This is a genomic window from Caldimonas brevitalea (assembly GCF_001017435.1).
GTDB classification, from domain to species: Bacteria; Pseudomonadota; Gammaproteobacteria; order Burkholderiales; family Burkholderiaceae_C; genus Caldimonas; species Caldimonas brevitalea.
On sequence record NZ_CP011371.1, the window covers coordinates 1,160,958 to 1,183,761 of the forward strand.

21 protein-coding genes and 1 tRNA gene are annotated in these 22,804 nt (G+C 68.5%); 14 read left to right on the forward strand and 8 right to left on the reverse strand.

Features of this window, described 5'->3' with window-relative positions; all coding sequences use genetic code 11:
• Positions 1 to 13: 13 nt before the first annotated feature.
• Positions 14 to 2,002, reverse strand: coding sequence for a dynamin family protein (locus tag AAW51_RS05130; RefSeq protein WP_047193735.1), 1,989 nt, complete (start codon positions 2,000 to 2,002; stop codon positions 14 to 16).
• Positions 2,003 to 2,180: 178 nt separating this feature from the next.
• Positions 2,181 to 2,996, reverse strand: a complete 816-nt coding sequence (gene mutM / locus AAW51_RS05135) for a bifunctional DNA-formamidopyrimidine glycosylase/DNA-(apurinic or apyrimidinic site) lyase (protein ID WP_047193736.1) — start codon at positions 2,994 to 2,996, stop codon at positions 2,181 to 2,183.
• Positions 2,997 to 3,077: 81 nt separating this feature from the next.
• Here mutM and AAW51_RS05140 point away from each other — a divergent pair, with 81 nt between their 5' ends.
• The 8 genes from AAW51_RS05140 (at position 3,078) to AAW51_RS27865 (ending at position 9,755) form a co-directional block, all read left to right on the forward strand.
• Complete coding sequence (locus AAW51_RS05140; protein WP_047193737.1) at positions 3,078 to 4,922, forward strand: tetratricopeptide repeat protein; 1,845 nt, start codon at positions 3,078 to 3,080, stop codon at positions 4,920 to 4,922.
• 116 nt (positions 4,923 to 5,038) lie between these two features.
• Positions 5,039 to 5,494 carry an outer membrane lipoprotein LolB gene (locus AAW51_RS05145; protein WP_083438656.1) on the forward strand — a complete coding sequence of 152 codons (456 nt, stop codon included), beginning with the start codon at positions 5,039 to 5,041 and terminating at the stop codon, positions 5,492 to 5,494.
• A gap of 15 nt (positions 5,495 to 5,509) precedes the next feature.
• On the forward strand, positions 5,510 to 6,511 hold the full coding sequence (gene ispE, locus AAW51_RS05150; RefSeq protein WP_047197442.1) for a 4-(cytidine 5'-diphospho)-2-C-methyl-D-erythritol kinase: 1,002 nt from the start codon (positions 5,510 to 5,512) through the stop codon (positions 6,509 to 6,511).
• Positions 6,512 to 6,583: 72 nt separating this feature from the next.
• Positions 6,584 to 6,660, forward strand: a tRNA-Gln gene (locus AAW51_RS05155).
• A gap of 189 nt (positions 6,661 to 6,849) precedes the next feature.
• Positions 6,850 to 7,812 carry a ribose-phosphate pyrophosphokinase gene (locus AAW51_RS05160; RefSeq protein WP_047193739.1) on the forward strand — a complete coding sequence of 321 codons (963 nt, stop codon included), beginning with the start codon at positions 6,850 to 6,852 and terminating at the stop codon, positions 7,810 to 7,812.
• 118 nt (positions 7,813 to 7,930) lie between these two features.
• Positions 7,931 to 8,557, forward strand: coding sequence for a 50S ribosomal protein L25/general stress protein Ctc (locus AAW51_RS05165; protein WP_047193740.1), 627 nt, complete (start codon positions 7,931 to 7,933; stop codon positions 8,555 to 8,557).
• Positions 8,558 to 8,688: 131 nt separating this feature from the next.
• Positions 8,689 to 9,315, forward strand: coding sequence for an aminoacyl-tRNA hydrolase (pth, locus tag AAW51_RS05170; RefSeq protein WP_047193741.1), 627 nt, complete (start codon positions 8,689 to 8,691; stop codon positions 9,313 to 9,315).
• Positions 9,312 to 9,755 carry a hypothetical protein gene (locus AAW51_RS27865; RefSeq protein WP_157359622.1) on the forward strand — a complete coding sequence of 148 codons (444 nt, stop codon included), beginning with the start codon at positions 9,312 to 9,314 and terminating at the stop codon, positions 9,753 to 9,755. The genes pth and AAW51_RS27865 overlap by 4 nt, the downstream gene beginning before the upstream one ends.
• A gap of 45 nt (positions 9,756 to 9,800) precedes the next feature.
• Here AAW51_RS27865 and AAW51_RS05180 read toward each other — a convergent pair whose 3' ends face one another.
• The 4 genes from AAW51_RS05180 to rsmD form a co-directional block, all read right to left on the reverse strand.
• Positions 9,801 to 11,096 (reverse strand): hypothetical protein, encoded by a 1,296-nt coding sequence (locus AAW51_RS05180; protein ID WP_047193742.1) that lies wholly within the window; start codon positions 11,094 to 11,096, stop codon positions 9,801 to 9,803.
• 535 nt (positions 11,097 to 11,631) lie between these two features.
• Positions 11,632 to 11,961, reverse strand: a complete 330-nt coding sequence (locus tag AAW51_RS05185) for a YfhL family 4Fe-4S dicluster ferredoxin (RefSeq protein WP_047193743.1) — start codon at positions 11,959 to 11,961, stop codon at positions 11,632 to 11,634.
• Between the two features lie 12 nt (positions 11,962 to 11,973).
• Complete coding sequence (gene coaD, locus AAW51_RS05190; protein WP_047193744.1) at positions 11,974 to 12,483, reverse strand: pantetheine-phosphate adenylyltransferase; 510 nt, start codon at positions 12,481 to 12,483, stop codon at positions 11,974 to 11,976.
• A gap of 37 nt (positions 12,484 to 12,520) precedes the next feature.
• Positions 12,521 to 13,102 (reverse strand): 16S rRNA (guanine(966)-N(2))-methyltransferase RsmD, encoded by a 582-nt coding sequence (rsmD, locus tag AAW51_RS05195; protein WP_047193745.1) that lies wholly within the window; start codon positions 13,100 to 13,102, stop codon positions 12,521 to 12,523.
• Between the two features lie 115 nt (positions 13,103 to 13,217).
• Here rsmD and ftsY point away from each other — a divergent pair, with 115 nt between their 5' ends.
• A complete protein-coding gene (gene ftsY / locus AAW51_RS05200; RefSeq protein WP_083438091.1) occupies positions 13,218 to 14,579 on the forward strand; it encodes a signal recognition particle-docking protein FtsY in 1,362 nt (453 codons plus the stop codon).
• A gap of 180 nt (positions 14,580 to 14,759) precedes the next feature.
• Here the strand turns inward: ftsY and AAW51_RS05205 are convergent, their stop codons facing one another.
• A complete protein-coding gene (locus AAW51_RS05205; protein WP_083438092.1) occupies positions 14,760 to 15,506 on the reverse strand; it encodes a DUF2726 domain-containing protein in 747 nt (248 codons plus the stop codon).
• Positions 15,507 to 15,636: 130 nt separating this feature from the next.
• On the reverse strand, positions 15,637 to 17,001 hold the full coding sequence (gene ffh / locus AAW51_RS05210; RefSeq protein ID WP_047193748.1) for a signal recognition particle protein: 1,365 nt from the start codon (positions 16,999 to 17,001) through the stop codon (positions 15,637 to 15,639).
• 59 nt (positions 17,002 to 17,060) lie between these two features.
• Here ffh and AAW51_RS05215 point away from each other — a divergent pair, with 59 nt between their 5' ends.
• From AAW51_RS05215 to ampD, 5 genes are all read left to right on the forward strand, one after another.
• Positions 17,061 to 17,900 carry a cytochrome C assembly family protein gene (locus AAW51_RS05215; protein ID WP_047193749.1) on the forward strand — a complete coding sequence of 280 codons (840 nt, stop codon included), beginning with the start codon at positions 17,061 to 17,063 and terminating at the stop codon, positions 17,898 to 17,900.
• Between the two features lie 17 nt (positions 17,901 to 17,917).
• Positions 17,918 to 18,181, forward strand: a complete 264-nt coding sequence (locus AAW51_RS05220; RefSeq protein ID WP_047193750.1) for a PP0621 family protein — start codon at positions 17,918 to 17,920, stop codon at positions 18,179 to 18,181.
• Between the two features lie 115 nt (positions 18,182 to 18,296).
• On the forward strand, positions 18,297 to 20,213 hold the full coding sequence (locus AAW51_RS05225) for a two-component system sensor histidine kinase NtrB (RefSeq protein WP_053013358.1): 1,917 nt from the start codon (positions 18,297 to 18,299) through the stop codon (positions 20,211 to 20,213).
• Positions 20,210 to 21,793, forward strand: coding sequence for a sigma-54-dependent transcriptional regulator (locus AAW51_RS05230; RefSeq protein ID WP_047193751.1), 1,584 nt, complete (start codon positions 20,210 to 20,212; stop codon positions 21,791 to 21,793). The genes AAW51_RS05225 and AAW51_RS05230 overlap by 4 nt, the downstream gene beginning before the upstream one ends.
• Positions 21,794 to 21,841: 48 nt before the next feature.
• Positions 21,842 to 22,468, forward strand: a complete 627-nt coding sequence (gene ampD, locus AAW51_RS05235; RefSeq protein WP_047193752.1) for a 1,6-anhydro-N-acetylmuramyl-L-alanine amidase AmpD — start codon at positions 21,842 to 21,844, stop codon at positions 22,466 to 22,468.
• The last annotated feature ends 336 nt before the right edge of the window (positions 22,469 to 22,804 follow it).

Sequence of the window (22,804 nt, forward strand, 5' to 3'; positions counted from 1 at the left end):
GTGGAGGCGACGCTCAACGCCCGCCGGTGGCGCCCGCGAGGGGGCGATCGGCGGCGATGTCGGCGGGCAGCTCGGAGACCGGCAGCGGGCCCTTGGCGACCGCCTCGATGCTGTGTAGCAACTGCGCCAGCCGGCTTTGCAGTTCGCGCAGCCGTTCTTCCTGGGCCTCGACTTCCTGGATGCGCAGTTCCAGCTCGTTGCTGGCCGTCTGCACACGTTCCAGCGACTCGCGGCGGCGCTTGAAATTGCGGCGCCGGTCGCGCAGCTGCGAGTCGATCTGCGCCGACGCAGTCTTGTTCCACAGTTCGAGCTCGCCGCTGGCGCCTTCGAACACCACCCGCAGCTTGGACACCAGCATGCGGCGGAACTGCTCCATGAAGCGGTTCTGGGACAGCCGCAACGCATGCGTCAGGCCCAGGTACTGCATGTAGTTGCGCTCGATCAGGTCGAGGTCGCGCACGAAGCGCGCGAGGTCGGGCGGCTTGGGTGCGGCCAGGCCGAAGCCGAACTCGGTGTTGAGTTTGTCGAACGACGCGCTCAGCATGTCGTGGATCTCGCCACCCTTGGCCTGCGCGTCGTTGAGCCGCCGGCGCAAGGCGGCGCACATGTCGGCGAAGGCGCGCTTGGCGCCGAGGTTGAGGATGGCGCTGCGCAGCTTGTCCTGCAGCACCTCGGTCGACTCTCGCACCACGTCGCTGCTGATCGTCAGCAGCGCTTCTTTCAGCATGCGGGTGTGCACCGAGCGCATCGCCTGCACACGGCCGATGCACTGCTCGAACTCGGCGCTTTCGTTGCCCACCCGCTTGAGCATCACGCCGACCATGTTGCTGTTTTTGCCGCGCAGGCCGCGCAGCTCGAGCAACTGCTCGGACATCTGGCGGCGGCGGTCCGACAAACGTCGTCCGACCTGGCTCTCGATCTGGCCGGCGCCGTCGAGCGCCGCCTGCATCAACACCTCGCGCCGCTGCGGCAGCAACTGGTGGCCCAACGCGTCTTCGAGCGCCAGGATGCGGCTGGCGCGCAGGTCGTCGGCGTCGCCCGCGACGCGCCCGGTCAGCGCCAGCTTGGCCGAGATCGGGAACACGCGGGTTTCAGGGATCTCCAGCGTCTGGGCGGTTTGCGCGCGCTGGCGTGCGATGTGGATTTCAGTTTCGGCGTGCGGGCTGAGCGCGTCGCTGAGCGTGTCGATCTTGTTCAGCGCCACATAGCGCGCCAGCGCCTGGCCGCACAGGTGATCGCGCCAGATCGCCAGATCGGACTTGGTGACGCCGGTGTCGGCCGCGAGGATGAACACCGTCGCGTGGGCCGACGGCAGCAGGCTGACGGTCAGCTCGGGTTCCGCGCCGATCGCGTTCAGCCCCGGCGTGTCGAGCACCACCAGGCCCCGCTTCAGCAGCGGGTGGGGGTAGTTGATGATGGCGTGGCGCCAGGCTGGCACATCGACCAGGCCGTCCGCGTCGCGCGGCGGGTTGTCCTGTGGGCGGGCGTCGTCCCAGAAGCCGAGCGCACGGGCCTGCTCGACCGGCACCTTTTTGGTCTGCATCACCTGCAGCAGCTCCTCGGCCAGCAGGTCGGGGCGCTTGACGTTGAGCGTCACCTGTTTCCAGGCCTGCGCGTGCCCGCGCAATTCGCCCAGCGACTGGTTGTGCAGCCGGGTGTCGATGTCGAGCAACCGCAGGGACGGTGTTTCGTCCTCGTCGTAGCTCAGCTCCACCGGGCACATCGTCGTGCGCCCCGGGGTGGCGGGCAGGATGCGGCGGCCGGTGTCGGCGAAAAAGATCGCGTTGATCAGCTCGGACTTGCCGCGCGAGAACTCGGCCACGAACGCCACCACCAGCTTTTCGCCGGCCAGACGCTGGGTCAGACCGTCCAGCAGTTCGGACGCCGGCTGGTCGAGCAGGTCGTGGTCGAACAGAAAACGTGACAGTTCGCGCAGCCGCGACTCAAGGCTGGTGCGCCACGCGCTCAGCGCGTCGAGCTTGTTCGCAAAAGACGGGGCCATGGGAAGACGCTCGACAAGGAAGGAGCCACAACAAGGAAACCCGAGGATGGTAGCCCAAGGGGCCTCGGTCAAGGCGGGGCGCCCCGGGTGTGGCCCCCGCGCCGCGTTTCTATTGCGCAAGTCCCGCGGGTGTTACTCGCTGTCACCCGTGGCGCCGGCGACTTGTGCACAGCGTCGTTCAGCGCTTCTGACAGTGGGGGCAAAAGAAGGTCGACCGCTGCCCCTGCTGGATGCGGCGCACCGGCGTGGCGCAGACCCGGCAGGGCTGGCCCTCGCGGTCGTAGACCTGCGCTTCCAGCTGGAAGGCGCCATTGTGGCCGTGCGCATCGCGGAAATCGCGCAGCGTCGACCCGCCGGCCTGCAAGGCGCGCTGCAGTGTGCTGCGCACCGCGACCACCAGCCGCTCGCAGCGCCCCGGCCCGACGCGCCCGGCCGGGGTGCGGGGGTCGATGCCGGCGCGGAACAACGCCTCCGACGCATAGATGTTGCCGACCCCCACCACGATGTCGCCCGCCAGCAGGGCCTGCTTGACCGGCACCCGCCGGCCTTGCAGCCGGGCGTGCAGGTGGGCGGCCGTGAAGGCCGGGTCGAAGGGTTCGACGCCGAGGGTGCTCAACAGCTTGCGCGCCGGATCGGCCAGCAGCGACGGCGACCAGACCACCGCACCGAAGCGGCGCGGGTCGTGCAGCCGCAGCACGCCGCGGTCGGTGCCGAGGTCGAAGTGGTCGTGCACGCCGGGCGCGTCGGCCGGGACGCCAAAGCTCAGCGAGCCCGACATGCCCAGGTGCAGCAGCAGCCCGCCCTGGTCGAGCGGCAGCCACAGGTATTTGCCGCGTCGGCTGACCTCGCCGACGGTCTGGCCGACCAGGCTTCCAGGTTCACAGCCGAGCGGCCAGCGCAGCGGTTTGCCCAGGCGAACCGACTCGACCGTGGCCCCCAAGATGCGCCCGGCGAAACTTTGCCGGGTGACTTCAACTTCCGGTAACTCAGGCATCGGGGAATTATCCGGCCCTTCGTAGAATCAGATGGCCGTAGGCGCCGCCTTACGCGTCCGGTCTCCAGGAGTTGTCAGATCATGCCGCTTGCCGTTCCCTCGTTTCGCCTGCTGTCGGTGACGGCGTGTCTTGCCGGTGCGCTGACCGGCTACACCCTGCCAGCCGGCGCCGCCGAACAGGCCTCAGCCGTTGCGCCGTCCGGCCCGGCCCAGACCATGTCGCGCCTGACGGCGCCGCTGCTCGAGCAGCTGCTGGTCGGCGAAATGGAGCTGCGCTCGGGCAACGCCGGCGCGGCCTATGAGATCCTGCTGGACGCCGCCCGCAAGACCGGCGAGGAGCGCTTGTTCCGCCGGGTCGTCGAAATCGCCTTGCAGGGGCGCGCCGGCGACCAGGCCCTGGCGGCCGCGCAGGCGTGGCGCACTGCGGTGCCGAAGTCGATCGAAGCGCATCGTTTTGCCGCCCAGCTGCTGGTCGGCCTGAACCGCACCGCGGAGGCGCTGGATCCGCTGCGCGCGCTGCTCGCCAACACCCCGGCGGCGGACCGACCGGCCACCATCGTGCTGCTGCCACGCTTGTTCGCACGCGCCTCCGACACCGCGACGCTGGCCGGCGTGATGGAGCAGGCGCTGCAACCGTATGCCAGCATTCCCGAGACGCGCGGCGCGGTGCTGGTCGCCAACGGCCGCATGCGGCTGTTGGCCAATGACCCGCAGCGGGCCCGCGCGCTGGCAGAGGAGGCCCACCGGCTCGACCCGACGGCCGAAGCGCCGGCCATCCTGGCGCTGGAACTGCTGCAGACGCAGCCGGCCGCCGAACCCCTGTTGCTCAGCCACTTCAAGGCCAAGCCGCAAAGCGGTGCCTTGCGGCTGGCCTATGTGCGCTCGCTCGTGAACCAGCAGCGCTATGCCGAAGCGGTGACACAGCTCGAGCAGGCCACCCAGGCCCAGCCGGCCCTGGCACCGGCCTGGCTCAGCCTGGGCGCCTTGCGCCTCGAACTGAAGCAGCCGCGGGACGCCGAGGTGGCCTTGCGCCGCTATGTCGAGCTGAGCGCGCCGCAGGCCGCCGCCGCCAAGCAGGCAGCGGCCAGCCAGCCGGGCGCCGATACGGACGACGACAGCGACGAGGGTGAGGCGCAGGTCACGCTGGTGTCGCCCGCCGAGGGGTTGACGCAGGCCTATCTGCTGTTGGCCCAGGCGGCCGAAGACCAGCGCGACTACCTGCAGGCCGAGCTGTGGCTGGCCAAGATCGACAGCACGCAGAACGCGCTCAGCGTGCAGGCCCGGCGTGCCGCCCTGCTGGCCAAGCAGGGCCGCCAGCGCGAGGCACGCGAAATGATCCGCGCCACGCCGGAGCGCACGCCCGAGGAAGGGCGGGCCAAGCTGCTGGCCGAGTCGCAACTGCTGCGGGACCTCAAAAACTGGCAGGACTCGTACCAGGTGCTGGCCACCGCCAACGAGCGTTTTCCCGACGACGCCGACCTGCTGTACGAGCAGGCCATGATGGCCGAGAAGCTGCAACGCCTCGACGAGATGGAGCGTTTGCTGCGGCGCGTGATCGCCTTGAAGCCCGATCACTTCCACGCCTACAACGCGCTGGGCTATACGCTGGCCGATCGCAACGTGCGGCTGACCGAGGCGCGCGAGCTGGTGCGCAAGGCGCTCGAGCTGGCCCCGAACGAGCCGTTCATCATCGACAGCCTCGGGTGGATCGAATACCGGCTGGGGCGTCGCGAGGAGGCTTTGCAGCATTTGCAGCGCGCCTATCAGGCCCGCCCCGACACCGAGATCGCCGCCCATCTGGGTGAAGTGCTGTGGGCGCTGGGGCGTCGCGACGAGGCGCGCAAGGTCTGGCGGGAAGGGCGCGAGCGCGACGGCGCCAACGACGTGTTGAAAGAAACGCTGGCGCGTCTGAGGGTCAGCCTGTGACGCGCTGGCCTGCCGGCGCGGCCGCTGCGTGGCGGGGACGTCTCGGCAGTGTGCTGGCGAGTGCGCTGCTGGTGGCCGGTTGCGCGACTCGTCAGCCCAGCGCAGAACATGACGGGATGTCCGTGGCGGCGTCGGGCCGGCTCGCGGTGCGTGTCGAAGGTGCGGCGCCCGGTGGTCGGCCACGCGCGTCGAACGCCGTGTTCGAGTTGATCGGCGACGCCCGGCGCGGCGAGCTGCGACTGTCGAGCCCCCTGGGCAGTTTGCTGGCGGTCGCGCATTGGAGCCCCGATGAGGCGGTGTTGCGCGCCGAGGGCCAGACCCGGCGTTATGCGTCGCTCGACGACCTGACGCGCGAGATGGTCGGTGAGGCGCTGCCGGTGGCCGCGCTGTTCGACTGGCTGCGCGGCCAGCCCTGGAAAGAGGCGGGCAGCGAGCCGTTGCCCAACGGCGATCCCGGCTTCGTGCAACTCGGCTGGCAGGTGCAGTTGCGCCAGGCCGGCGAGGGCCTCATCACGGCGGTCAAGACCGAGCCGCCGGTGGTGACGGTGCGTGCCAAGCTCGACCCGTCCTGACCGGAGCCGCCCTTGCTGAAGGTGTTGTACGACGTGCCGGCGCCGGCCAAGCTGAATTTGTTCCTGCACATCGTGGGCCGGCGAGACGACGGCTACCACCTGCTGCAGTCGGTGTTCGTGCCGATCGACTGGTGCGACCAACTGCATTTCGAACGGCGTGACGACGGCCGCATCGCACGCCACGACCTGGGGCCGGCCTTACCCGAGGAGGATCTCTGCATACGGGCCGCGCGCGCCTTGCAGGCCGCCAGCGGCACCAGCCTTGGTGTCGACATTTCGATACGCAAGGAAGTGCCGTGGGGTGCCGGAATGGGCGGCGGCAGCTCCGATGCGGCGAGCACGCTGCTGGCGCTCAACCGGCTGTGGGGCTTGCACTGGCCGCGCTCGCAGCTGATGCCGCTGGCGGTCCGCCTGGGGGCGGACGTGCCGTTCTTCCTGGGCGACGGGCCGGCCTGGGTCGAGGGCATCGGCGAACGGCTGACGCCGCTGCAACTGACCCCCGAGCGCTACTACGTCGTGAAACCTTCCACGAGCCTGCCGACACAGTCGATATTTGCGAGTGACCTCTTGGTACGCGACACAAAAGCTGCTATAGTTGCGGACTTTCTTGCACAGCACAGAGCTGAACAAGGCAAGTACTTGATGAACCTGAGCAAGGGCGCCGGAGATGGCAGCTCGGCAGGTGGTTCAGGGGCCCCGGGTTTTGGGGCCAACGACATGCAAGCAGCGGCACAAGCGCTGTGCAGCGAGGTCGGTCAAGCTTGTCAGCTGCTGGAGCGGGCTTACGGCAACAGCCGGATGACGGGTTCGGGCAGCGCGGTGTTCGCGCGCCTGGGGCCGGTGTCAGGGAGTTTGTCGGCCCACCGCGGATCGGGTGATGTCAGTGCGAGAATGAGTGTTCAGGCCGGCGTCGACGCGGGCCACCCGCCAGAAGCCTTGGTGCTTCCGAAGGGTTGGCAAGGTCGGATGTGCCGCAGTCTCGAGGCTCACCCGCTGAAGGGGTGGGCGGCGGACTGAAAACGGCAAGTGGATTGAACACGGCAAGTTAAAGGCTGGCGCCGCGGTATCTGCCGCAGCGAGGGCCGGTGTAGGGGAGTCGCCAAGTCGGTTAAGGCATCGGATTTTGATTCCGACATTCGAGGGTTCGAATCCTTCCTCCCCTGCCAAACCATCCCGGAACCTCTGGAGTGCACCCTGTGCAGGGTGAGGCTCCAGAGGTTCCCTAGTTTCCGGCGATGCCCGTGCCGCTGTGGGTTCCGTCTCGAGCGTGACGGCCCGCAAGAAGAACTGCGGGAACGCCACGCTCGCTGCACTGTCGTCACTGCACTATCTTTTGGGGCCTGACGGAGAGGAAGATGCTGTCTGATACCTTGCTGTTCACCGGCAACGCCAACCCTTCGCTCTCGCAAGAGATCGCGAACCACCTCGGGCTCACGCTAGGTCAGGCCGCCGTCGGTCGCTTCTCCGATGGCGAGGTGACGGTCGAGATCCAGCAGAACGTGCGCGGTCGCGACGTCTTCGTGGTGCAGCCCACCTGCGCACCGACCAACGAGCACCTGATGGAGTTGTGCATCATGACCGACGCGCTCAAGCGTGCGTCGGCTCGCCGCATCACCGCCGTCATCCCCTATTTCGGCTACGCCCGCCAGGACCGCCGTCCGCGTTCGACGCGGGTGCCGATCAGCGCGAAGGTGGTGGCCAACATGCTCGAAGTGGTTGGCACCAACCGGGTGCTGACGATGGACCTGCACGCCGACCAGATCCAGGGCTTCTTCGACATTCCCGTCGACAACATCTACGCCTCGCCGGTGCTGCTGTCCGACCTGAAGTCGCGCAACTATGACGACCTGGTCGTCGTGTCGCCCGACGTGGGCGGCGTGGTGCGCGCCCGGGCACTGGCCAAGCAGCTCGGCTGCGACCTGGCCATCATCGACAAGCGGCGCCCCAAGGCCAACGTGTCCGAAGTGATGCACGTGATCGGCGAAATCGAAGGCCGCAACTGCGTGATCATGGACGACATGATCGACACCGCCGGTACGCTGGTGAAGGCGGCCGAAGTGCTCAAGGAGCGCGGCGCCAAGTCGGTCTACGCCTATTGCACCCACCCGGTGTTCTCCGGCCCGGCGCTCGAGCGCATCAAGAGCTCGCAGCTCGACGAGGTGGTGATCACCAACACGATTCCGCTGTCCGAGGCCGCCAAGCCGATCGGCAAGATCCGCCAGCTCTCGGTTGCTTTCCTGTTCGCCGAAACCATCCGTCGCATTTCGGACGGCGAGTCGGTGACGTCTTTGTTCTCGGAGCAGAACAACAACTTCTGAGCCGGGAACAAAACGGACGGCTGCGGCCGTCCGGCTGTGGGCCGCCGGTGCCGCGAGGCACGCCAGGGCGGCCCGTTTCGCGTCTGGTCGCGGACGCTTACGTTGATTGGAGAGATGAATGAAATTCGTCGCATTTGAGCGCCAACTGCAGGGGACCGGAGCGAGCCGCCGCCTGCGTCGCGCTGACAAGGTGCCCGGTATCGTCTACGGCGCCGGCGAGCCCAAGCTCATCGAGCTGGACCACAACGCGCTGTTCCACGCGCTGAAGAAGGAAGCCTTCCACTCGTCCATCCTCGAGATGGAACTGAGCGGCAACGTCGAGAAGGTGTTGCTGCGCGACGTGCAGATGCACGCCTGGAAGCAGCAAGTCCTGCACGTTGACTTCCAGCGGATCGACCCGAAGACGAAGATCGTCAAGAAGGTGCCGCTGCACTTCATCAACGAAGAGAATTCCCCGGCCGTCAAGACCGACAAGTGCTTGATCAGCCACGTCGCCACCGAACTGGAAATCCAGTGCCTGGCCTCCCAGCTGCCCGAGTTCCTCGAAGTCGACCTGGGCAACATGGCCAAGGGCCAATCGCTGCACGTCAACGACCTGAAGCTGCCCAAGGGCGTCAAGGTGGTGACGCACGGCCGTCCCAACCCCGCCATCGCGAGCGTCGTGGTGCCGGTCGAAGAGACGGTGGCCGAGGTGGCTGCGCCCGCGCCGGCACCGGCACCCGCCAAGGGCAAGGGCAAGAAGTAATTCGGCCCGCCTGTCTGCCGCACGAAGCCCCGCCATGCGGGGCTTTTTTATTGCTTCTTCCCCCAAATGCGGGGCTGTGGGATCCGGAGGCCTGGCGGCCGCCGGCCGCAGGCCCCCCTGATAATCGCCCCATGATTCGATTGTTCGTGGGCCTCGGCAATCCCGGGCCCGAATATGAAGCGACGCGGCACAACGCCGGGTTCTGGTGGATCGATGCCGTTGCCCGCAAGCTCGGTGCGACGCTGCATGCCGACCGCAGCTACCACGGGCTGGTGGCGCGGGTGAACCGGCCGATGCCCGGCGTCGAGGGCCCGGTGTGGCTGCTCGAGCCGCAGACCTACATGAACCGCTCCGGCAAGTCGGTGGCCGCTCTCGCCCGGTTCTTCAAGATCGCGTCGCAGGAGATCCTGGTCGCGCACGACGAACTCGACCTGCCGCCAGGCGAGACGAAGATCAAGCTGGGCGGGGGGCACGCCGGCCACAACGGTTTGAAAGACATCCACGCCCATCTCGGTAGCGCCGACTACTGGCGTTTGCGATTGGGCATCGGGCACCCGGGCGTGAAGGCCGAGGTGCCGGACTATGTGTTGCGCAAGCCGTCGCCGGAACACCGCGAGGCGCTCGAAAAAGCCATCGACCGCACCGTGCCGGCGCTGGACGCCTTGTTGCGCGGCGAGATGGAAAGCGCGTTGCGGCAGATCCACGCGAAGCCGCCTCGCCCCAAGCCCCCCAAACCCGACCCGCTGCCGCCCTCATGACCCTCAGGCCCCTGCCGCCGCTGCCATTGCTGCTGCCGATCCTGCTGTGGTTCCCCCTTGCGGCCCCGGCCGCCGGTACCACCGTCTACCGCTGCGGCAACAGCTACTCGGAGCAGCCTTGCGAGCAGGGGCGGGTGGTGCCGCTGGTGGAAGGGCCCAGCGAGGCCCAGCGGGCGCAAGCTCAGCAGAACGGGGAGCGCGACGCGCAGCTGGCTGAGGAACTGCAGCGGCGGCGCCTGCACCATGAGGCCCAGCCGGTGGCCTCCGGTGGCATCCGCTTTGTGCCGCGCACGGAAGAGGCCTCGAGCGGCGACGGTAAGCCGTCGGACAAGCAGAAGCGTAAACAAAAGCGCGGCAAGCGCCGGGAAGCTGCCGGTAGACAGAGCGATGACGACTTCGAGGCCATCGTGCCGGGCGCGGCGGGCAAGACGCGACATTGAGGTGCGCGGCACCTCGTCAAGCCGGCTGCGGAGCCCGCCGGCGCTTCAGTCCAGCACCACGGCCATCAGGTAGTGCTTGTTTCCCTCGCAGTTGCTGCGGGTGTTGGCGCAGAAGTGCAGCACGGGATAGGTGACCAGCAGCGTGCCGCTAGACGACAGCGCCAGGTTGTCGGCACTGAGGCCCGAATGTCCGGCATCCACCGAGATCCGTTTTTCTGGGCTCCAGCCGCGCCCGGGGGTATAGACGATGGCCGCCCGCTCCGAGGTGGCGTAGCGGACGTAGGCCACCGCCAAATGCCCGCCCGACCCCTCTTTCACGGCCATGTCCGGCACCAGGGAGCCTCGCTCAGGGCTGTCGACGGACACCGGCTCTCCGTTCACGCTCAGGGGCTGTGCGGCGCTCCAGGCCCATGGTTGATCCTTGACGGCGGGCAGCGTCGCCGAGCTGACCCACAGGCGGGGTTCTTCATGCTGATACCACAGCACTTGCAACTCGCCTCCGGCGCCGACGCTGGCCCACGCCTTGCGCACGTCCGGCCCGGCCGGATTGAGCACCGCGTCCTGCAGCCGCGTCGACCCATAGCGCGAGTCGATCACACGGACGTGCAAACCGCATCGCGCGGCCGCGTTTTTCTGGCCCCACAGCACCAGGCTCACCCGGCCCTTCTTGTAGACCGCCGGGGCGACCGGGCAGTCGTTCGTGGCCGCGCCGACCGGCTGGCTGCCGAACGCCATCCGGTCCGTCAGTGACAGGTCTGCCGTCTGCATTTCATAAGGCCAGGACGTGCTGGCGCCGAAGCGCCCCCACCACACCATCGTCATTTCGTCGGTGGTGCTGGCGCTGAAATAGGGGGTGTCGGCCGCGCCCTGTTCGTCTCGCAAGACGACCGGCGTGTCCGCTTGGCCATCGGTGCCGAAGCGGGCGACCGTGAGCTGCCAACCCGCCAAGGGGGTGCGGGGCGCTACACGCGCGATGTATTGCGTTCCCTCGGCGTCGATCACCGACAGGCTACGGTTCAAGCTGATGCCCGGCAGCTCGTAGGTGGGTGCGGCCTGCAGCGCGGTGCCGATCTGCGGCCCCATCGGGCGGGCCGACTTGAACTTCCGGTTGGTGCCCGACACTTCGGCCACCGCTGCCACCCAGCCTTGTGGATTGGCGTACCAGCGCCCGCCCCCCACCGCTTCGTTGAACTGCTCTGGCGCCAGCCACTCGCCGTTCCCGGTGCGAGAGACCACAAAGTCGTACCGACTCGCGCCGGTGCTTCGATCGTAGGCATTGACACCTCGGCGTACCACCGCCCGCCCGTCGTCTGCAAGAAAAGCTTGCAGATCGACCGGCATCGGGTCCGCGCCTCCCAGTGTCGCCTGATCGATCGTCGCAATCTGAACGGTGCCGGGTGCTGTCCATACGACCCAAGGGCCACTCTTGGTGAGCCCTACCTGTTCCGAGGGGCCGGGGGCCACCGGCTGTGGCGATCCACCGCCATCCCCGCCTCCGCCCCCGCCACAGCCGGCGAGTGCAACGACGGCAAACAGGGCGGCGAGTCGCGTCGAAGAACGGGAAGACATCGGGTGAGCCAAGACAGCAAGCATGTGAATCTCGTTGGGGGTCAATGGAGGGCGAGGTGTTGCCGGGGCGGCAATGTAGCAACAAGCATTACCGCGCGTATTCACCCGTGTTGGGGATTGCCCCGCTTGTCGCGCTCGAGCCGTGAGGCTCAGCGACCGAGGGTGGGCGCCCGGGGGGCGACGCCGCGCACGGCCGGGCAGGCGCACATCGCCGGTGAAGGCAACCGTGCAAGAAGAGTTCGGGGGGGAGGGGCAGCGAGCGCCTGCCTGTAGAAGAAGGCGGCGCGGGCCCGGGCAGCGGTCCTGCCTAGCGGGCGCTCGAGTTCAAGGCGGTTGTGTCCGTGGTGGCGGCTGCGGCCTGCCCCTCGGCCGGGGCGGCGCTGCCGCCGGCGCGCCCCTGCAGCCGTTCATACTTCATCATCAGCTGCTCGCGGGTCTCGATGTGCTCGGGATGGATCGGAATGCAGCTCACCGGGCAGACCTGCACGCACTGCGGCTCGTCGAAGTGGCCGACACACTCGGTACAGCGCTTGGGATCGATGACGTAGAACTCCGCGCCCATCGAGATGGCCTGATTCGGGCACTCGGGCTCGCACACATCGCAATTGATGCATTCGTCAGTGATCATCAAGGCCATGGCGGCACGTCCTCAGGCGCCCTGTTTCACGCGATCTTGCAGGCGCCGAAGTACGGAGGGTGCCACGAACTTGGAGACATCGCCGCCGAGCATGGCAATCTCGCGCACAAAAGTGCCGGAAACGAACTGGTACTGGTCGGACGGCGTCAGGAAGACCGTTTCGACGTCGGGCATCAGCTGCCGGTTCATGCCGGCCATCTGGAACTCGTACTCGAAGTCGCTGACCGCCCTCAGCCCCCGCACCACGACGCGGCCTTGCTGTCCCACGACGAAATCGCGCAACAGGCCGCTGAACGCCATCACCTCGACGTTCGGATAGGGCCGGGCTTCCTCGCGGGCGATCTCCAGCCGCTCTTCGAGCGAAAACATGGTGCGCTTGTGGTGCCCCGCTGCGACGGCGACGATAAGCCGGTCGAACAGCGTGCTGCCCCGCCGCATCAGGTCTTCGTGGCCAAGCGTCATCGGGTCGAACGTGCCGGGGTAGACGGCGGTGCGCGGGCTGCTGCTGCTGCTGCTGGTCATGCGAGTCCTCCTCCTGAACCCATGTTGGGCTGTCAGTTTAGCCAGTGGCGCGGACCTGCAGCAAACTGAAATGCACGGCGCCGGCGCGCGCATGCCGGTAAAGCGTCAGTCCGAGCGGCTCGAAACGCGCAGGGTCGGGGGCCGCATCGGCTTCCAGGTAGAGCCAGCCTTCCGGGCGCACCAGCCGCACGGCTGCCTGCCGTGCGGCCTCGAACACCTGCGCCGAGAACGGCGGGTCGAGCAGCACCAGATCGAAACGCGCCGGCGCGGCGCTGCGCATCCACCGCAAGGCGTCGGCCGTTTCCACCCGCACGGTGTCGGCCTTCAGCCGCGCCTGCACGTCCTTCAGGCGCCGCACCAGCTCGGGGTCGCTGTCGAGCAGCACCACCTCCGCCGCACCGCGTGAGGCCGCTTCGAAACCGAGTGCGCCGGTGCCGGCAAAGGCGTCCAGGCAGCGCCATCCGGTCAGGTCCTGGCCGAGCCAGTTGAACAAGGTCTCGCGCACCCGGTCCAGTGTCGGCCGCAAGCCCGGTTTGTCGAGCACGGCCAGCTTGGTGCGCTTCCATTGCCCGCCGATGATGCGGACTTCGCGGGGCAGGGGCGGGCGGGCGGGGGGCATGGCGGAGGTGCTGGGTGGCGAGGGCGCTGCATTGTAGGCGGGCCCCGGCGCGACCTTGTCTCGGGGAGGCCCATGGCACGCTTCCTTAGAATCGGGCGCCACATTCCGAGCGCCTATGTTCAGTTTCTTCAAGAAAAAGCCTGCTCCCACCCCTGCGCCGTCCGCGGAGCCAACGCCTGCCGCCCCGGCCGCCGAAGTACCGCCCCCAGCAACTGCCCCCGAGCCTGCGCCTGCTCCGGCTTCGTCGTCCTTCTTCGGCTTTTTCAAGCGTTCTGCGCCGGCGCCCGCGCCCGTCGAGGCGCCCGTGGCGCCACCGGCCCCCCCTGCGCTGGCGCCCGCCGAAGCACCGGCGCCCGCACCTCTGGCGACACCTGCGCCTGTCATTGCCCCTGTACCCGCCCCTGTACCCGCCCCTGCGCCTGTACCAGCGCCCGTACCTGTGGCCGAGCGCAGCAGGCCGCAAGCGCCCCTCACCCCCCCGGCTGCGGCTGCGCCGGTTCCAGCCCCTGTCCCAGCGCCGGTGGTTCCCGAACCCTCCCCCGAGGAGGCGGCCGAAGCCGAGGCCCCGTCGGCCGAGTCGCGCCGATCATGGCTGGACAAGCTCAAGGCCGGGCTGCGCAAGACCGGCAGCAGCATCACGCAGGTGTTCACCGGCACGCAGATCGACGACGCCCTTTACGAAGAGCTGGAAGAAGCGCTGCTGTTGGCCGACACCGGCGTGAAGGCGACCGAGTTCTTGCTGAAGGACCTGAAACGGCGCGTCAAGGACGCGAAGGCGACCGAACCCGCCGTGGTCAAGACCCTGCTCGCGGATGCCATCGCCGAGCTGCTCGCGCCGCTCGAAAAACCGCTGGTGGTCGGGGAGCACACGCCGACCGTGATGATGGTCGTGGGCGTCAATGGCGCCGGCAAGACCACCAGCATCGGCAAGCTGACCCGCCATCTCGCCGAGGCGCAGCAGAAGGTGTTGCTCGCCGCGGCCGACACCTTCCGTGCCGCAGCGCGCGAGCAGCTGGCCATCTGGGCCGACCGCAACCAGGTGGAGATCGTCAGCCAGGAAGGCGGCGACCCGGCCGCCGTCACCTTCGACGCCGTCAGTGCGGGCAAGGCACGCGAGTGCGACGTCGTGATCGCCGACACCGCCGGCCGGCTGCCGACGCAGCTGCACCTGATGGAAGAGTTGCGCAAGATCCGTCGGGTGATCGCCAAGGCCGACAGCACCGCCCCGCACGAGGTGCTGCTGGTGGTCGACGGCAACACCGGGCAGAACGCCCTGGCCCAGGTGAAGGCTTTCGATGAGACGTTGCAGCTCACCGGGCTGATCGTCACCAAGCTGGACGGCACGGCCAAGGGCGGTGTGCTGGCGGCGATTGCGCGCGAGCGCCCGATCCCGGTGTACTTCATCGGCGTCGGCGAGAAGCTCGAAGATCTGCAGACCTTCGACGCACGCGAGTTCGCCCAGGCGCTGCTGGCCTGAGCCGGGCGGGAACCCGGCGGGCGCCCGACGGCCTGAAAGCAGGCCGTCGCATGGCGCTTGCGTGACGGACCTCGGGCCGCAGCACGCCCTGCAACGGGAGCACCGCAGCAGGACACCGCGGCGTGTGGCTGCTGGCCAAAGAAGCGGCTCAGCGTCTCTGGCAGGAAGATCGGAAGCGGCTCAGCGCCGCGGAGGCGGTGCTTTGGCACCGCTGGAGCCGAGCGGCATGGGGGCCGAATCGAGGTCGTCGAACCAGGTCGAACTGGGCGGCTCTTCGAAGTCGATTGCGTCGTACGCAGCGTCGCGTGCGGCCAGATCGTCCGCCGCGCGCTCGTGTGCGGCCACCACGTCGGCAGGTGGCCGGCTCGTGCCGGTGGCCGACGACGCTTGCGGCAGCAGGCCCAATGCCGCCTCGCCGTGCAGCAACTCGTCGCGCGCCGCGGTGCTCGACGGAATCTTGTTCTCGAACCAGACGTGCAAGGGGATACCCGCTGCGTCGAGCACCCGGTCCATGCGGGCGTGGCGCTTGCGGGTGCGTTCGCTTTCAAGCTCGGTGGGCTGCCTCACTTCGACGATCGCCACCACTTGCGAATCACCGTCGCACACCACCAGGTCGGCGCACAACTGGCCCACCCGTCGCAACCATTCGGCATACGAGTGCCGCGTCGGCACTTTCAGGAAGCGCGCCAGCGGCACCTGCGCGAACACCAGGTGGTCGGGCAAGGCCTTGCGCACCACACCGTAGGCTTGGCGCTCGGCAGCGGTGAGGATGCGGGTGGGCTGCGGTGTCCACGCCATCAAAGTGTCCAACGCCTCGGTGCGGCGGGGCTTGCCGCGTGGGGCCGCAGGCTGAGGGCGATGGGTCCACCACCAGGTGAACAGGGCCACCGCGGCCAGGGCCAGGACGATAAGGACAGCTTGTTGCATCGTCGGTGTGTGTGAGCTTGGCGTCGGACCTTACCGGCGCCGCGGCCGCCGGTCAACCGAGGCGCTCGCCAGGGGGGCGCAGCGCCGGTGCGGCCGGCGTGGTGGCGGAAGCGGCGGGTCAGCAGGCGGTTCAGCGCCCGAGGGGCGGCATGCCTTTCATGCCCCCCATGCGCTTCATCATCTTCATCAGTCCGCCGCCCTTCATCTTTTTCATCATGCCCTGCATCTGCTCGAACTGGTTGAGCAGCCGGTTCACTTCCTGCACCTGCACGCCGGCCCCCGCGGCGATGCGGCGCTTGCGGCTGGCCTTGATCAGTTCGGGCTTGCGCCGCTCCAGCGCGGTCATCGAATTGATGATGCCCTCCATGCGCCGCACCTCACGCTCGGCGCGGTCCATGTCGGCCTGGCCGGCCTTCGCGGCGATCTGGCTGGGCAGCTTGTCGAGCAGGCCCGACAGGCCGCCCATCTTCTTCATCTGGGAAATCTGCGAGAGGAAGTCGTTCAAGTCGAAGCCTTCGCCCGACTTGACCTTCTGCGCCAGCTTTTCGGCGGCCTGAAGGTCGACCCCCTTCTGCACCTCCTCGACCAGCGCGACGATGTCGCCCATGCCCAGCACACGGCCGGCATGGCGGTCGGCATCGAACACCTCCAGCCCGTCGATTTTCTCAGACACGCCGGCGAACTTGATCGGCGCGCCCGTGATCTGCTTCACGGAAAGTGCCGCGCCACCGCGGGAGTCGCCGTCGAGCTTGGTCAGCACGATGCCGGTCAGGGGCAGCGCTTCCTTGAAGGCGCGCGCGGTGTTGATCGCGTCCTGGCCCTGCATCGCGTCGACGACGAACAGCGTTTCGATCGGCTTGAGCGTTGCGTGCAAGTCGCGGATCTCGGCCATCATCGCCTCGTCGATGGCGAGCCGGCCGGCCGTGTCGACCAGCAGCACATCCATATAGTGGCGGCGTGCGTGATCCACGGCGGCGCGGGCGATGTCGAGCGGCTTGTCGGTCGGGCTCGACGGGAACCATTCCGCGCCAGCCGCCTTGGTCACCGTCTTCAGCTGCTCGATGGCGGCCGGGCGGTAGACGTCGGCCGACACCGTGAGCACCTTCTTGCGGCGTTTTTCGACCAGGTGCTTGGCCAGCTTCGCGGTCGTGGTGGTCTTGCCGGCGCCCTGCAGGCCTGCCATCAGGATCACCGCCGGTGGCTGGGTGGCGAGGTCGAGGTCGCTGACGCCTTCGCCCATCGTCGCGGCGAGTTCGCGATGGACCACGCCCACCAGCGCCTGCCCGGGCGACAACGAGCCCACCACTTCCTGGCCCAGGGCCTTGTCCTTGACGCGGGCGATGAAGTCACGCACGACGGGTAGCGCAACGTCGGCTTCGAGCAGCGCCATGCGAACTTCGCGCAGCATGTCCTGCACATTGCTTTCGGTGATGCGGGCTTGGCCGCGCATCTGTTTCACCAGCCGGGACAGGCGGTCGGAAAGGGTAGAGGCCATGAGGTGTGCGAGGCTGGAGCGGGCTCCAGAACGAAGCGCCGCGAAAGTACACTGTGCGGATGATTCTAGCTTCCGGGCCATGGGGCACCCTGTTGACCCAGTCCTTGTTCACCATCGCCGCCAGCGTGGCCGCCTTGCTCGCCTATGGCGTGGCGGCCGCCCAGGGCGGGCGTGCGGGTGAGCGCCGGCATTTCGCCCTGGTGCTCGGCTGGCTGGTGCATGGCCTGGCGATCGTGCTCGACACCTCCAATTTCGGCATCGCCGAAACGGGCGCTCGCTTCGGGTTCGCACCCGCCTTGTCGACCATGTCGTGGCTGGTGCTTGCGGTCTATGCGATCGAGAGCCGCTTCGTGCCCTTGCCCGGGGTGCGCCGCGCCCTCGCGCTGGTGGGCCTGACCTCGGTGGCGCTGGCGCTGTTCTTCCCTGGCGAGGTGAAGGCCCATGTCACTTCACCCTGGATACCTTTGCACTGGGTGCTGGGCATCGCGTCGTACGGCTTGTTCGGGGCGGCCGTGCTGCACGCCACGCTGCTGTCCAACGCCGAACGCCAGATGCGGGCCAAGCGCGCAGTGGATCAACCCACACCGCTGGGCATGCCGCTGCTGCGGCTCGAGAAGCTGACCTTCCGCTTCGTCGCGGCGGGTTTTGCCGTGCTGTCCGCAGCGCTGTTGCTCGGTTGGTGGTCGGCCGAGCCGTGGCGCTGGGACCACAAGAGCGTGTTCTCGGTGCTCGGGTGGGCGGTGTTCGCGGCACTGCTCGTGGGCCGCAGAGCCTTCGGCTGGCGCGGCCGTATGGCCACACGCTGGCTCTATACCGGTGCCGGGCTGCTGCTGCTCGCCTATGTCGGCTCGCGCTTCGTGCTCGAAGTGCTGCTGTCGAGGCCTCCCGCGGCGGCCTGAGCGAGGGGTCCTGGCACATGAAATACCTCGTCCTGTTGCTCGTCATCGTGGTCGTGCTGTGGCTGGCCCGCACGGCCCGGCCGCCGAAGCCGCGGCAGGGTTCGAACGCCTCGCAGCAACCGCCGCAGTCCACGTCTTCGCCTGCCCCTCGGCCGATCGTCGCGTGTCGGCACTGCGGCGTGCACCTGCCGATCGACGAAGCACTGCCCGGCCCGGCGGGGCACTACTGTTGCGAGGCGCATCGCCAGGCGGGCGCCAGCACATCCGACCGGGCGGCGTGATGGGCTACCAACGCCCGGCGGTTGCGCACCGTCCTCACCTGGGCTTCGCCCCGACCGGCAAGACCTCGATGCAGCGTGTGCCGAACCGCACGGGTGGCGCGCGCAAGGAGGACCGATGAGCCGCCGTCCGACCAAGGCACGCAAGACCGACAACCGCCGCACGGCGCATCCCTCCGAGGGCAATGCCCAGGCGGCCGAATCGTGGTTCGCCGCGCTCGGCGTGGCGCCGGACACCGGCTTCGGCGACGACCGCGGCGAAGGCAAGGAGTCACGCTACACCGGCTGGACGCCGCCGAGCGGCAGCGATTCGCGCTTTCTGTCGCGCCAGGCCCGGCGGCTGCTGGGCGCCACACTGCCGTCGTTCCAGCGCATCTACCGCACCTTTCTCGGCGCCCGGGCCGCCGTCGGCCTGCTGCTGCTGGCCACCCAGTTCGCGTCGCTGTTGAGCAGCAACAGCGGGCGGGCGGTCTGGCCGGTGGCGATCTACATCGGCTATGCCGTCGCCGCGTTCGCAACCTGGTGGCTGGCGCGCTCGCGCCCGGAGGTCGACGAGACGCTGCCGTCCAACCGTTTGCTGCGCCGCCAGTGGATGGCGAGCATCGGCGCCGACCTGATCGTGTTCGGCACGCTGCACCTGCTGACCTCGAACGCCAACATCAACTTCGTGCCCTTGCTGGTCCTGCCGGTGCTGATGGCGGGCGTGCTGACGCCACGCCTGTCGGCCCTTGCCGTGGCAGCGGCGGTGACCTTGCTGCTGCTCGGCGAGGCGTGGCTCAACGCGCTGCACGGCGGCCAGGTGACCGTGCTGATGACGCAGGCCGGGCTGGTCGGCACCGGCTTTTTCGTCGTCACCATCCTGGCCGGGGAACTGGCCGGACGGCTGGCCCGCGAAGAGCTGGCGGCGCGCGGCAGCATGGAGCTGGCGCGGCAGCAGGCGCAGCTGAACCGGCTGGTGATCGAGGAGATGCAAGACGGTGTGCTGGTGGTGGACCGGCGCGGCCGGGTGCGCGCCGCCAACCCTGCGGCACGGCGCCTGATCGCCGATGAAGGGCTGGTGCGGCCGGCGCCTTTCCATCTGCACAGCCACCCCGTCTGGGCCCCCTTGGCCCAGGCCGCCCAGCGTGCCTTCGTCGAAGCCAAGTGGCCGGCCGCCGGCCGCGAGCTGACCTTGCAGTTCGCCTCCGGGCAGAACCGTGCGTTGCGCGTGCGCATGCGCTTCACCAAGCGGCGCCAGCCCGATCATTCCGAGGAGCTGTGCGTGATCCTGCTCGAAGACCTGCGCGACGTGCAGGCGCGCATGCGGCAGGAGAAGCTGGCCGCGATGGGCCGCATTTCGGCCGGCATCGCGCATGAGATTCGCAACCCGCTGTCGGCCATCGCCCAGGCCAACGGGCTGATGTCGGAGGACGCCACCACACCGGCGCAGCGGCAGCTGACGCAAATGGTGGCTGACAACGTCGAGCGCCTGAAGCGCATCATCGACGACGTGATGGAAGTGGCTCCCGGCGGCCCGCCGACACAGGCCGACGTGGTCGACATCACCGAGCTGGTCGGCGCCACCTGCGCCGAATGGGCTCGCACCGCGCGCCTCGCGCTCGACGAGCGCAGCGCCTTGCGCCTGATGCTGCCCAGCCAGCCGCTCGGCGCAGCCTTCGACCCCGAGCATCTGCGCCGCGTGCTGGTCAACCTGCTGGACAATGGCTACCGGCATGCGTCGGGCACCCCGGGGTGTGTCGAGGTGCGACTGACCGCCGAGAGCCAGATCCTGACCTTGTCGGTGGCGAGCGACGGGGCGCCGATACCGCCCGATGTCGAGCGTTACCTGTTCGAGCCCTTCTTCTCGACGCGCAGCCGCGGCACCGGCCTGGGCTTGTATATTTGCAAGGAGTTGTGCGAGCGCTACGGCGCCACCATCGACTACCGCCTGCGGGGCACGCAGCACGTCGCGCGCAACGAGTTCTTCGTGGTGATGCGCCTCGAGCCGCTTCGCGCCGCCGAAGCCCCCCTTGCCAGCCTCAACCTCGCCCGATGATGTCCGCCTCCCACTACAGCCTGCTGGTCGTCGACGACGAACCCGATCTGCGCACCCTGTACGAGCTGACGCTGCTGCGCGAAGGCTACGACGTCGAAACGGCCGCCACCGTCGAGGACGCCTGGTCGCGCTTGCGCGACCGCACCTACAGCGCGGTGATCACCGACATGCGTCTGCCCGACGGCACCGGGCTCGACCTGCTGCGCCGCCTGGAAGAGAGCGGGCGGCGCGAAAAGACCGTGATGATCACGGCCTTCGGCTCGCCCGAAAACGCGGTCGAGGCGCTCAAGGCCGGTGCCTACGACTACCTCACCAAACCAGTCGACCTGAAGCAGTTCCGCGCCGTCATCGCCTCCGCCCTTGGGCGCCCGAGTGCGGCGCCCCAGCCGGGGGGCGCGGCCAGCTCGGCGGTGCCGGTGCCGGCGCCGGCGGCGACCCGCGGCAGCGTGCGGTCGGCTGCACCGGCGGTGGTGGTGACGGGGGGCTCGGGCACCATCGACCGCATGGCGGGCAGCTCCGCCGCGATCCAGTACGTGCGCGGCATGATCGAGAAGGTGGCGCGCAGCATGGCGCCGGTGCTGGTGCAGGGCGAGTCCGGTACCGGCAAGGAACTGGTGGCCCGCTCGATCCACGAAGTGAGCGGGCGTCGCGCACAACCCTTCATCGCGGTCAACTGCGGTGCCATCCCGGAGCAACTGCTCGAGGCCGAGTTCTTCGGCTACCGCAAGGGCGCCTTCACCGGTGCCAACGAGGACCGCGAAGGTTTCTTCCAGGCCGCGCGGGGCGGCACGCTGTTCCTCGACGAGATCGGCGACCTGCCGCTGTCGATGCAATCCAAGCTGCTGCGGGTGATTCAGGAGCGCGCGGTGCGCCCGGTGGGTGCGGTGGCCGAGACGCCGGTGGACGTGCGCATCGTCAGCGCCACCCACAAGGACCTGGCGACCGAGGTGCAGGGCGGGCGCTTCCGGCAAGACTTGTTCTACCGTCTGAACGTGATCCAGATCCGCGTACCGGCGCTGCGAGAGCGGCTGGACGACCTGCCGCAAATCTGCGAGCGCCTGCTGGATCGGATCGCGCAGGACGCCGATGTCTGGCCGCCGCCGCGCTTGACGCCGGCCGCGCTGATGCACCTGACCCGTTACGCCTTTCCGGGCAACGTTCGCGAACTCGAGAACCTGCTGCACCGCGCGGTGGCCTTGTCCGGCGGTGAGTGGATCGACCAGGCCGACCTGGCGCTCCCGGACACCGTGTTCGCCGACACGGCCGTGTCGGACGCCGACCTCACGCTGTTGCCGGTCGGCTCTGCGCCGGCCGATACACCGGCGCTGGCCCCGGTGCCCGCCGCGGTGCCCGAGGCCCCCGCCGCCCCGGCGGCCGTGCCCTTGCCGAACGACCTGGCGGCCTACCTCGATGCCGTCGAGCGCGACATCCTGATCCGCGCACTGGAGCGCCACCGCTTCAACCGCACGGCAGCCGGCGCCAGCCTGGGCCTGTCGCTGCGCCAGATGCGCTACCGCATGGCGCGGCTCGGCGTGCTGGTCGCCGAGCACGGCGTTGCGGTGGAGCCCGACGAGAGCTGAGGCGGCACCGCCGCGCGCACCGTGACCCACCCGACGAGTCCTGCTGCCATGCCGCAGCCTGGCGACTGGCAACAGGGCTGGTGGCGCCACGCGCGCCGGGTCGCCTCACCGAACTTTGGTCCGCGCCCTCTCGCGGCGGCGATCGACCTCGTGGTGATCCACTCGATCAGCCTGCCCCCCGGGCGATACGGTGGGCCCGAGATCGAGCAGTTGTTCACGAACCGGCTCGATTGGAACGCCCATCCGTACTTCGAGCAGATCCGCGGCATCGAGGTGTCGTCTCACTTCGTGATCCGGCGAGACGGAGAACTGATCCAGTTCGTTTCCTGCGACGACCGTGCCTGGCATGCCGGGCGTTCGACGTTTCAGGGGCGTGAGAACTGCAACGACTACTCCATCGGCGTCGAACTCGAAGGGCTCGAGGACCATCCCTTCACCGGCCCGCAGTACGTGGCCCTGGTGTCCTTGCTGACCGCCTTGCGCGACCACTATCCGATCGAACACGTGGCAGGTCATGAGCACATCGCACCGGGCCGCAAACGCGACCCCGGCAGCGCCTTCGACTGGTCAGCGCTGGTGCTGTCGCTGGCCTGGCCGACACGTTGTTTTCCCTTCCTGCCGCAGACCGATGGCGACAGGGGCATCGATACCGAGCAAGCGCCTCCCCGGGGCTGAGCCGACCCAACCGTGATGCGGTGCTGCGGCCTCTTTCGGCCCGCAGCACCAGTGCTGCCGCGGGTCAGCTCTGCCAACACAAGCAGTGGTGCGGGTTGCGGCGGCAAGGCGCTGCTGCACGGTATCTCGCATACCAAAAACGGCGCCTGCGTCAATAGTTGCAATCCGCACGTGTACGCTATTACTAGCGGACTACAGTGTCTGGGGCCACTAGATGTAGTGTTGGTGTTATGCTCGCGGCCTCGAACACAAGCCTGCACAAAAGCCTGCACACAGGCGTGCACACAAGACGCGACACGCGGTGTGTGCACGTAGGCAGCGCAAGCATCCACACAC

Coding starts and splice junctions, on each gene's coding strand:
- AAW51_RS05130 (WP_047193735.1), bottom strand. CDS start 2,002: ATGGCCCCGTCTTTTGCGAACAAGCTCGACGCGCTGAGCGCGTGGCGC.
- mutM (WP_047193736.1), bottom strand. CDS start 2,996: ATGCCTGAGTTACCGGAAGTTGAAGTCACCCGGCAAAGTTTCGCCGGG.
- AAW51_RS05140 (WP_047193737.1), top strand. CDS start 3,078: ATGCCGCTTGCCGTTCCCTCGTTTCGCCTGCTGTCGGTGACGGCGTGT.
- AAW51_RS05145 (WP_083438656.1), top strand. CDS start 5,039: ATGTCCGTGGCGGCGTCGGGCCGGCTCGCGGTGCGTGTCGAAGGTGCG.
- AAW51_RS05160 (WP_047193739.1), top strand. CDS start 6,850: ATGCTGTCTGATACCTTGCTGTTCACCGGCAACGCCAACCCTTCGCTC.
- AAW51_RS05165 (WP_047193740.1), top strand. CDS start 7,931: ATGAAATTCGTCGCATTTGAGCGCCAACTGCAGGGGACCGGAGCGAGC.
- pth (WP_047193741.1), top strand. CDS start 8,689: ATGATTCGATTGTTCGTGGGCCTCGGCAATCCCGGGCCCGAATATGAA.
- AAW51_RS27865 (WP_157359622.1), top strand. CDS start 9,312: ATGACCCTCAGGCCCCTGCCGCCGCTGCCATTGCTGCTGCCGATCCTG.
- AAW51_RS05180 (WP_047193742.1), bottom strand. CDS start 11,096: ATGCCGGTCGATCTGCAAGCTTTTCTTGCAGACGACGGGCGGGCGGTG.
- AAW51_RS05185 (WP_047193743.1), bottom strand. CDS start 11,961: ATGGCCTTGATGATCACTGACGAATGCATCAATTGCGATGTGTGCGAG.
- coaD (WP_047193744.1), bottom strand. CDS start 12,483: ATGACCAGCAGCAGCAGCAGCAGCCCGCGCACCGCCGTCTACCCCGGC.
- rsmD (WP_047193745.1), bottom strand. CDS start 13,102: ATGCCCCCCGCCCGCCCGCCCCTGCCCCGCGAAGTCCGCATCATCGGC.
- ftsY (WP_083438091.1), top strand. CDS start 13,218: ATGTTCAGTTTCTTCAAGAAAAAGCCTGCTCCCACCCCTGCGCCGTCC.
- AAW51_RS05205 (WP_083438092.1), bottom strand. CDS start 15,506: ATGCAACAAGCTGTCCTTATCGTCCTGGCCCTGGCCGCGGTGGCCCTG.
- ffh (WP_047193748.1), bottom strand. CDS start 17,001: ATGGCCTCTACCCTTTCCGACCGCCTGTCCCGGCTGGTGAAACAGATG.
- AAW51_RS05215 (WP_047193749.1), top strand. CDS start 17,061: ATGATTCTAGCTTCCGGGCCATGGGGCACCCTGTTGACCCAGTCCTTG.
- AAW51_RS05220 (WP_047193750.1), top strand. CDS start 17,918: ATGAAATACCTCGTCCTGTTGCTCGTCATCGTGGTCGTGCTGTGGCTG.
- AAW51_RS05225 (WP_053013358.1), top strand. CDS start 18,297: ATGAGCCGCCGTCCGACCAAGGCACGCAAGACCGACAACCGCCGCACG.
- AAW51_RS05230 (WP_047193751.1), top strand. CDS start 20,210: ATGATGTCCGCCTCCCACTACAGCCTGCTGGTCGTCGACGACGAACCC.
- ampD (WP_047193752.1), top strand. CDS start 21,842: ATGCCGCAGCCTGGCGACTGGCAACAGGGCTGGTGGCGCCACGCGCGC.